Origin of the sequence: Paratractidigestivibacter sp. (assembly GCF_052362415.1) — a bacterium.
Taxonomy (GTDB): Bacteria; Actinomycetota; Coriobacteriia; order Coriobacteriales; family Atopobiaceae; genus Paratractidigestivibacter.
In genome coordinates this window covers 1,263-3,578 of record NZ_DAWEMK010000144.1, presented here as the reverse complement: position 1 = coordinate 3,578, position 2,316 = coordinate 1,263, and the positions used below count along the sequence as shown (strand labels likewise).

Sequence of the window (2,316 nt, the reverse complement as noted above, 5' to 3'; positions counted from 1 at the left end):
TCTTCCGGCTCTTCGACAGGCTCTTCGGCCGCCTCATCCTTGCTTGCGCCGGCCGTCTTGCGCTTGCGGTACGCGAGCGCTCCGCCCGCACCCGCCGCAGCTGCCAGAGCGATGCCCGCGGCCACGGCGTAGCCGGTGCCGTCGGGGGCGTCGGCCCCGGTCTTGGCGTAGGGCTCCTCGGGGACCTCGGGCGTGTCGGGGTTGTCCACGACGACGCTCTGCTCGGCGGAGTCGATGTCCTCGTGGGTTGCAACGACGTTGCCGGCGGAGTCCAGGACCTTCTCGAAGACGACGAGCTCGTCTCCCTCGGCCAGGCCCTCGGTGTCGAACTCGAAGGTCACCTCGACGGTGCCGGAGGGCGCCTCGGGCTCGAAGGGCGTGCGCGCGGTCACCTCGTTGCCGTCCTTGTCGAGGAACGGCTCTCCGGTGCCCTTGTCCATGAGCGTGCCCACGGCGATGTAGGTCTCGCCGGGGACGAGGCCCTTGTAGGCCACCGCGTCGACGACCTTGGCCTTGCCGGCCTCGATGACCTGGTCGCCGTCGGCGGCGTCAGCCGCCTGCGTGCTTACCTCGACGGCGACGTGGACTGTCTGGCCCTCGTCGGAGAGGTCCGCGTGCGACGCCACCTCGGCTCCGTCCTTGCGTAGGCTCTCGAACACGACCAGGTCGCGGCCGCCGAGCAGGCTCGCGTCGAAGGAGATCTCGACGTCCTGGTTGCCCGTCGAGAGCGCGGGGGCGAACTCGGCCTTGGCCTCCACGGGCATGCCCGAGACGTCGGTCACGGGCTCGCCGGTCGCCTTGTCGACGAGGGTGGCCGAGAGCTCGTACTCCTCGCCGGCCTTCAGGCCCTCGTAGGCGACGGCGTCGACGACCTTGGCCTCGGCGTCGGCCGAGACGTCCTTGTCGCCGTCCGCCCCGTCCTTTGCCGTGGTGGAGATGCGCGGGCCCTCCTGGTCGTCAAGGCCCATCCACACGGCCTTCGCGACCGTCGAGTCGCGATCGATCCAGAAGCTTCTCGTGATGAGCTCGAGGCCCTCGTTGGCATCGCAGCGCAGCTCGGTCATGGTGTAGGCGCCGTACGGCAGGGCCGCCAGCGAGTCGTCGACCGGCGCCGAGGAGCCGTCCTCGCCGAGCGAGAACCAGATGCCGGCCTTCGGGTCCATGTCGGCGGCAGCAATCGGGCCCTCATGGCCGAGCAGGGCGTCGTTGGCGTTGGTGTCCCTCGAGTGCTTGTTCCAGCTGCTCGCGGTCGACGCGTCGCCGTTGCGGTCCGTGACCAGCACGTGAATCTCGCCGGTGGCCGCGTTCTCGATGGCGAACGGAACCATGAGGCCGGCGTTGTCGGACTCGCTCTTCTTGGAGAGCTCGAGGTCGTTGCGCACCACCTGGTCGCGGAACTCGAGCGCGGCGCCGTCCGCGGAGGCGCTCACGATCTCGTCGCCGGTGCGGACCTCAAAGGTGCGGGGCTCGCCGTCGGTCAGCAGGTAGCTCCCGTTCGTCGCCGTCTCCCGCACGTCGTAGGTTCCGTACGGCAGTGCGTTGGCCGCGGTCTGCGCGGTGTAGGCGCCGGCCTCGTCGTTCCATGCGGTGGTCAGCGTGGCCACGGCCTCGCCCGGCTCGCGCCACTCGCCGTCAACGAGGACCTTGTGCGCCGAGCGGTTCGTGACGGTGAACTCGATCCCGTCGAGGCCGGGGTGCTCGCCAGGCGCCTCCTTGTGGCCGCTGCCCGCGAGCGCCTCGGACGCCTGCAGCTCCTTGTCGGACTTGGTCACCTGCACGCCGCCGCGGAAGACCTCGTCGGTCACGGGGTCGCCCGTGAGGTCGCACACCTCGCCGGCCTTCACGGTGAACGCGACGGGGACGTCGCTGGCGTCGTAGCCCTCGGGCGCGCCGGACTCGACGATGCGGTAATTGCCCGCGGGAAGCGCGTCGGCGCCGGTCGCGGCGACGTGCGACCCGTCCTCGGGCGCGGTCTTTATCGTGGCGCATACCTCACCGTCGGCGTAGTACTTGCCGCCGACCAGCACGTAGCGGCCGGTCTCGTTAACGACGGAGAAGCTCGCGCCGTCGAGCGAGGCGTCGCCCTGGGGCTCCGCGCCCGCCTCGGAGTCCGTTTTGGCGACCTTGACTCCGCCTGCGGACCAGCTGAAGCTCACGAGCGTCTGGGAGCCGCCGCCGGTCCTGACGCAGAACGCCTCGAACCCGGCGGATACCTTGCCGGCGCCCGCCTTCATCTTGGCGAAGGTCCCGCCGATCAGCTCGGATTTCGCCCAGGAGGCGAACTCGGCGCTCGTGCCGTGCGTGGCAGCCGACTCG

At 70.4% G+C, this 2,316-nt stretch carries 1 protein-coding gene; it reads right to left on the bottom strand.

What is annotated here, in order from left to right:
• Nucleotides 1-2,316, bottom strand: a 2,316-nt coding sequence (locus ACT84W_RS10015; RefSeq protein WP_444329105.1) for a VaFE repeat-containing surface-anchored protein, incomplete at both ends; no start/stop codon positions are given.